This is a genomic window from Nostoc sp. CHAB 5715 (assembly GCF_020829685.1).
In the GTDB taxonomy this organism is placed as follows: domain Bacteria; phylum Cyanobacteriota; class Cyanobacteriia; order Cyanobacteriales; family Nostocaceae; genus Nostoc.
The window spans coordinates 1-7,060 of record NZ_JAIVFR010000327.1 but is presented as its reverse complement, the minus strand read 5'-3'; the positions used below and the strand labels follow the sequence as shown (position 1 = coordinate 7,060).

Annotated in this window: 4 protein-coding genes, 1 rRNA gene and 2 pseudogenes; 5 read left to right on the top strand and 2 right to left on the bottom strand. The window is 43.5% G+C overall.

What is annotated here, in order from left to right; translation table 11 throughout:
* Both LC574_RS18720 and LC574_RS18715 read left to right on the top strand, forming a co-directional pair.
* Positions 1–1,271: pseudogene (locus tag LC574_RS18720) on the top strand (hypothetical protein); the annotation flags it as partial.
* A 173-nt stretch (positions 1,272–1,444) separates the two neighbouring features.
* Entirely contained in the window at positions 1,445–2,488 is a 1,044-nt protein-coding gene (locus LC574_RS18715) for a deoxyhypusine synthase (protein ID WP_229454895.1), read from the top strand.
* Between the two features lie 10 nt (positions 2,489–2,498).
* Here the strand turns inward: LC574_RS18715 and LC574_RS18710 are convergent, their stop codons facing one another.
* Positions 2,499–2,870, bottom strand: coding sequence for an ABC transporter ATP-binding protein (locus tag LC574_RS18710; protein WP_229454894.1), 372 nt, complete (start codon positions 2,868–2,870; stop codon positions 2,499–2,501).
* 390 nt (positions 2,871–3,260) lie between these two features.
* Here LC574_RS18710 and LC574_RS18705 point away from each other — a divergent pair, with 390 nt between their 5' ends.
* From LC574_RS18705 to mutS, 3 genes and pseudogenes are all read left to right on the top strand, one after another.
* Positions 3,261–3,794, top strand: coding sequence for an AAA family ATPase (locus tag LC574_RS18705; protein ID WP_368736701.1), 534 nt, complete (start codon positions 3,261–3,263; stop codon positions 3,792–3,794).
* A complete protein-coding gene (locus tag LC574_RS18700; protein ID WP_229454893.1) occupies positions 3,794–4,501 on the top strand; it encodes a DUF4276 family protein in 708 nt (235 codons plus the stop codon). Before LC574_RS18705 ends, LC574_RS18700 begins: the two co-directional genes overlap by 1 nt.
* Before the next feature lie 122 nt (positions 4,502–4,623).
* Positions 4,624–6,876: pseudogene (mutS, locus tag LC574_RS39105) on the top strand (DNA mismatch repair protein MutS); the annotation flags it as partial.
* 30 nt (positions 6,877–6,906) lie between these two features.
* Here mutS and LC574_RS18680 read toward each other — a convergent pair.
* Positions 6,907–7,060 (bottom strand): 16S ribosomal RNA (locus LC574_RS18680); the annotation flags it as partial.

Here is a 7,060-nt window from a genome sequence, read left to right as displayed (position 1 = left end):
CCGGCTACAGCAAATATTGCCGACACCAACACGAAATCGAAGCTAGGGTGAGGCATTGGATAAAATCCACAAGTTGTAACAAATGGTATAGCCCTTACCAGAGTTATCCCGAACGGCTATTGGGTACATTCGCCAACACCTTTGCAGAAGCCATAGCAGGCATTAGCAGCATTGATAAACCCAAAGACAACGTAATCCCATTTGACCGTCGTAAGCAACAGAACTGGGAACGCAGCCAACAAGCCCAACAACGCATTCAGATAGTGGTAAGGGCAATAGAGTGGGATAGAGGCTTACCAGCAGGGGCTACTGAACGAGGAAAAGCGATACGTGCTGAGTACAAGCGTCGCTTTCACAAAACTATCTCACAAGAGACACTACAAAAACACTTGCATTTGTGGCATCCTACGCGCTACATCTTAGATCCTTGGGTAGAAAATAGCTCAAACCCTTATCAATCAAGCAATGACGGGCAATTTGATAGTTTTCAAAACTCATTCGTCAAACAAAGTTTTGAAAACCCTTACCAAAAGCAAAATGACGGTCATTTTTACTATATGAAGGTCTTTTGTAACCTTTTACCTCCGGCTGCCGATGCCCCTACAGGGCAGTTGGCAGCCGCAAGTTTTGAAGAATTTGCTGAGTCTGAAGGAGAATTTTTTGTACCACAGGTACAAGATGAATCTGACGAAATTAATTTTAATTCTGAAGAATTGAATTTATTACAACCAGAAGATTTGTCGTTAACTTCATCTTTTAATAATTCTGATAATTCATCAGTTTCTTCAAATATTATACAATTAGCTGAAAACATTAATCAAAGTAATTCAGATAAGGATTTTAAATACCTTTCTAACCTCAGCGCGGCTGAAAATTACAATAACAAAAACTTATCAATTAATTCTGTTAGTATTGCACCTACACCTGCAATTGTGCCGCCCGAAACCTCACATGAAGCTGAAGTTAGTGAGCAAAGTACAGCTTCAGACGACTCAGTAACAACTCTCGCTTTGTTAGAACTGAAGCAACTGACTAAGTTGCGACTCCAAGCAGCATCCCACGCCAAGCGTGTAGCTAGAGAGTACTGCCTAATTGCGCGATGCCTAATTGGGGGCAAAGAACGCGAAAGACTGGAGCAGAGTGCCAAAATGCAATTTTATCTCAATTCAGGTAACAAAACCCTAATTGCAGAAGCCAACGAGTGGGCAGCTGCCAATCCTGGGTGTCTACCGTTTTCGTTGGAGTTGGCGTTTCAAGAAGGTGAGACCTGATAGCTGGATTTTTCTGGTTGTTTATTTTTTTGCAGTTAAATAAAAGACGGCAATCTGATCCTGGTTTGTCCTGGTACGACCACTGCGAAGCGCCTAGTACGTTGGCGAGACTTGCCTTCTAGTCGCTGTGCAGACCGTATAACTTTTATTTTCAATAAAAAGGACAATCTACCATGAATCGTGAAGAACTTTTGCAACAGACTGTGCAACCAATTGACATTAAAGCTTTCGATGTTGTTGGCTTAGTGGAAGCTATGGGTAAGACAGCTTTCCAAGGTCGAAATTTGGGACGGGCAGCAAAAATTTATGACGCAATGCTGCAAGATAAAGAATGTACGATTATTCTGTGTTTAGCTGGGTCTTTGTTTAGTGCTGGACTCAAGGGAGTAGTCCACGATTTAATTACTCACAATATGGTAGATGCGATCGTGTCTACTGGCGCTAACATTGTTGACCAAGATTTCTTTGAAGCGTTGGGTTATCGTCATTATGTTGGCGATCCCTTTGCTGATGATGAGGTGTTAAGACAGCAACGGATAGACCGCATATATGACACCTACATTGATGAAGATCAACTGCGGGTGTGTGACATGACGATCGCCGAAATCGCCGAGAATTTAGAGAAGCGTCCCTATTCTTCACGGGAATTTATTGAGCAGATGGCGGTTTATTTAGAACGCCGGGGTAATTATGGTCAATCTGTAGTGCAAGCTGCTTATCAACACCAAGTACCAATTTTTGTCCCCGCTTTTAGTGACTGTTCTGCTGGCTTTGGCTTAGTGCATCACCAATGGAATTCTCCAGAATCTCATTTAACCATTGACTCGGTGCGAGACTTCCGGGAGTTGACGCAGTGCAAACTGGCTTCCAACTACACTGGATTGGTGATGATTGGTGGTGGTATACCAAAAAACTTCGCCCAGGATACGGTGGTAGCTGCGGAAATGCTGGGATTTGATACGAGTATGCACAAGTATACAATTCAAGTCACTGTCGCCGATGAGCGAGATGGGGCTTTATCTGGTTCTACCCTCAAAGAAGCGCATTCTTGGGGGAAGGTGGATAAAGCTACTGAACAGATGGTATTTTCTGAGGCGACTGTGGCGTTCCCGTTAATCGCGGGGTATGCGTATCATAAGGGGAACTGGCGCGATCGCCAACCACATCATTTAGCTGAGTTATTCACTAAACCTCAACCCAAGGTAGTGACTGTATAGCAAGCAATATTTAAGGAGCAAGGGAATTCCTCTTGCTCCCTATTCCTCCATCTAAGAAGAAGCTGATGTGTAACTTACCATTACTTGGGTCAGTTTCTACTGTTGAACCCACACCAAACACCTCACGTATTAAATCAGGTTGTAGTAAATCTTGAGGCGTTCCTACTGCTCTTATTGTTCCATTATTGACAACATAAATGCGATCGCAATAACTAGCAGCCAAATTCAAATCGTGCAATGCTGCAATAGTAGTCACACCCAACCCCTTCACCAGTTCCAAAAGTTCTAACTGATAGCGAATATCAAGGTGATTAGTCGGCTCATCAAGAATCAAAAACCGTGCTTGTTGAGCGATCGCTCGTGCAATCAACACCCGTTGCAATACTGCTCGGTTAAGGGAAAATAGATGGTGGAATAAATCATAATTTGTTCGCGTGTAGTTTACGAGAACAAAAACGGCTAAAAACGCTGCTTGTACCTGAAGGCACTCTTGAAAAATTTAATTGTCAATTGCTGAGAATATTTTTAACCTGTTGAACTATAAATTGAGGATGAACAATTTACTGTATCGCCCAAATAATGAATGTATTCAACTTGCTTTCCTAGAAATTTGAAAGGATAGTAGTTGTCGAGGAGTGCCATTATTTCTATGACATCGTTTTTTACTCTGAAACTTTGAGCGAGTTTTCTTGACGACTCTGGGATTACTTCTGTGCTGTGGGGATGAAATTTGTAATTCTAAAATTTCGTCAGTTAACCAACTAAAAAATACATTAATATCTGGGAATATTTCTACTGCAATCTGGAACACCAAATAGGTAATAGAAGAATTATTGAAAAACTGAAAAAATTTTATGAACCAGCCGAAGAACTGAGTGTAAGAATATATGGCGGTACAGTACAGATATTTATTCGTGAAGAAGGTTTTATTCAACCAATTCCTGCAAATCGTTTATCTGATGGTACACTCCGTTATTTATTTTTAATGGCTTTACTGCTTGACCCAACTCCACCACCACTTATTTGTCTTGAAGAACCAGAGATTGGTTTACATCCAGATATTTTACCGACTATTGCAGAAATGCTCATTGAAGCGTCTCAGAGAACACAACTAATTGTTACCACTCATTCCGATTCTTTAGTTTCTGCTTTGAGTGAATATCCCGAATCAGTCATAGTTTGTGAACGAGATCAAAAAGGTAGCCACCTCCACCGTCAGGAACCTGATAGATTGAAAAGATGGTTAGAAAAGTATACCCTTGGTGATCTCTGGCGGATGGGGCAAATTGGTGGAAATCGTTGGTAATGAACATATACATTTACATTGAGGGTACTGGAGATGAAGATGATACTGAACTGCTACTCAGACCACGCCCAGGTTTTCGTAGTGGGATCAGGAGTGGAAAAGAAACCACAACTGGATTACGCCCAGGTTTTAGAAAATTTTTTCAAAATCTATATGATATTGCTGGTGAAAACATCAAGATATTTATCGTTATGTGTGGCTCACGGCGTGATGCTTATGAAGATTTTCAAACGGCTTTAGAGTCTCAACCAGAAGCTTTTAATGTTTTACTAGTCGATGCTGAATCTCCAGTTGATTCCACTGTTACGCCTTGGGAACATCTAAGAAATAGAACAGAAGATCACCCTTGGATTTTAGATGCAGTCAATTTTGAAGATGATTGGTGTCACCTGATGGTGCAAACAATGGAAGCATGGTTTATTGCTGATATTGATGCTTTAAGAGAGTTTTATGGTGAAGGATTCAGGGAAGATACAATCCTTCAGGGAATGGCACGCTATCATAGCGTAGAAAAAGTTTCTAAAGTTACTCTTAAAGTATGGCTTGAGGCAGCTACTCGTCGTACAGATAAGAAAAAATATCATAAAACAAACCATGCTCCAGAGCTATTGGAATTGCTTGATGTAGCTAGAGTTCGTCAGGCTTCGCCATACTGCGATCGCCTTTTTACCACACTAGCCGCAATAATGGGTGCATCAGCAAGCTAATATAACGAAGGGTAAAATATCCTTGAGCGTAGGCGAAGCCCGCCGCAGGCATCGCCATTCAACTTTCACATCACGTTATCATCGGATATTGTGAAATTTCTGTGCGTAACTCGATAGCATCTATGACCGCCTCTCACTCTGAAACTCCATCTACCAAGCCTGATGCAAGTACTTTTATTTCTGACCATCAACAGGTGGATCGCAGTAAGCTAAGTCAAATGTACTTGCACTATGTCGAGACGAAGGATAAATATCCTCACGCGGTATTGCTGTATCGGGTAGGAGATTTCTTTGAATGCTATTTCCAAGATGCTGTAAAATTAGCGCAAGAATTGGAATTAGTCCTCACTAGCAAACAAGCTGGAGAACAGGGACGAGTGGCGATGTCTGGTGTTCCGCACCACGCTTGGGAACGCTACGCGACGCTGTTGGTAGAAAAAGGCTATGCAGTCGTAATTTGCGATCAAGTAGAAGATGCTTCTGAAGCTGCTGGGAGATTGGTGCGACGGGAAGTAACGCGCATCCTGACTCCTGGTACTTTGCTGGAAGAGGGAATGCTCAAATCAAGTCGCAATAATTACCTTGCAGCAGTAGTAATTGCCGCAAATCATTGGGGTTTAGCCTATGCAGACATTTCTACAGGGGAATTTCTCACAACTCAAGGTAGTGATTTAGAACATTTGACACAGGAATTAATGCGTTTGCAACCTTCAGAGGTGCTAGTTCCGACAAATGCGCCCGATTTAGGTAGTTTGCTACGTCCAGGAGAAACTTCGCCCCATCTCCCCCAGTGTTTGCCACCATCATTTTGCTATAGTTTGCGATCGCAAGTACCATTTTCCCAAAACGAAGCTAGACCTAGATTATTGCAGAAATTTAAGGTGCGATCGCTCGAAGGACTCGGTTGCGATCATCTTCCCCTCGCCGTTCGTGCAGCTGGCGGTCTTCTGGAATACTTGGAAGATACTCAAAAAGAAAACCCAGTTACCCTCCAGAGACTCCGCAGCTACACTGTCACCGACTACCTAATTGTTGACAATCAAACCCGCCGTAACCTGGAAATTACTCAAACTGTCAGGGATGGCACTTTTCACGGTTCCCTACTCTGGGCGTTAGATAGAACTAGTACAGCGATGGGTGGGCGGGCTTTGCGGCGGTGGTTGTTGCAACCGCTACTCGATATTAAAGGCATTCGGGCGCGGCAAGATACCATCCAAGAATTGATGGAAAATACACCCCTGCGTCAAGATTTGCGGCAGTTGTTACGCCAAATTTATGACTTAGAACGCTTGACGGGAAGGGCGGGTTCTGGTACAGCTAATGCTAGAGATTTAGTAGCTTTGGCAGATTCCCTCTCACGCTTACCAGAATTATCTAGCTTAGTAACCCAAGCGCGTTCTCCATTCCTCAAAGCTTTGCAGAAAGTCCCAACTGTGTTGGAAGAATTAGCACAAAAGTTACACGCGCATCTTGTCGAGTCGCCACCCATACTAATCAAAGAAGGCGGATTGATTCGCCCTAGTGTAAATCCCCTGTTGGATGAGAGAAAGGCAACTGTAGAAGCGGATCAGCAATGGATTGCCAATTTAGAAGTTGATGAGAGAGCTAAAACGGGTATTTCCACTTTGAAGGTAGGATTTAACAAAACTTTTGGTTATTATATCAGTATTTCCCGCACCAAAGCTGACCAAGTACCCGCTAATTACATTCGTAAGCAAACTCTGACCAATGAAGAACGTTACATCACCCCAGATTTGAAGGAACGGGAAGCCCGGATTCTCACAGCGCGGGATGATTTAAATCAGTTGGAATATGAGATTTTTACGGCGTTGCGAGAAGAGGTAGCACAAGAGGCGGAAGTAATTCGCAATCTGTCTCGTGCAGTGGCGGCGGCGGATGTGTTGTGTGGTTTGGCTGAGTTAGCGGTGCATCAAGGTTACTGTCGTCCAGAAATGTTGTCAGGAAGGGAGATAAACATTGTTGATGGGCGTCATCCGGTGGTGGAACAGTCTTTACCTGCGGGTTTCTTTGTGCCGAATTCGACTCAACTCGGGAGTGGGGAATCGGGAGTAGGGAGTAGTGAAGAAGAAATTTCTCCACTCCCCACTCCCCACTCCCCACTCCCTGACTTAATCATCCTCACCGGACCAAACGCGAGTGGCAAAAGTTGTTATTTGCGTCAGGTGGGATTGATTCAGTTAATGGCGCAGATTGGTAGTTTTGTACCAGCTAGGTTTGCCAGATTGGGAATATGCGATCGCATTTTCACCCGTGTAGGTGCAGTAGATGATCTTGCAACTGGTCAATCTACGTTCATGGTGGAGATGAATGAAACGGCGAATATTCTCAACCATGCCACATCTAGGTCACTAGTGTTATTAGATGAAATTGGTCGCGGAACAGCGACATTTGATGGTCTTTCCATAGCTTGGGCGGGCCCCCGTCAATTCCTTTGAGTTTTAATCTTGCGACCGTACTCCCCAGGCGGATTGCTTAATGCGTTAGCTGCGTCACCGAGAAGTAAACTCCCCGACAACTAGCAATCATCGTTTACGGCGT

What these genes read in the sequence shown, in the direction of transcription:
- LC574_RS18715 (WP_229454895.1), top strand. Translation starts at nt 1,445, where the DNA reads ATGAATCGTGAAGAACTTTTGCAACAGACTGTGCAACCAATTGACATT.
- LC574_RS18700 (WP_229454893.1), top strand. Translation starts at nt 3,794, where the DNA reads ATGAACATATACATTTACATTGAGGGTACTGGAGATGAAGATGATACT.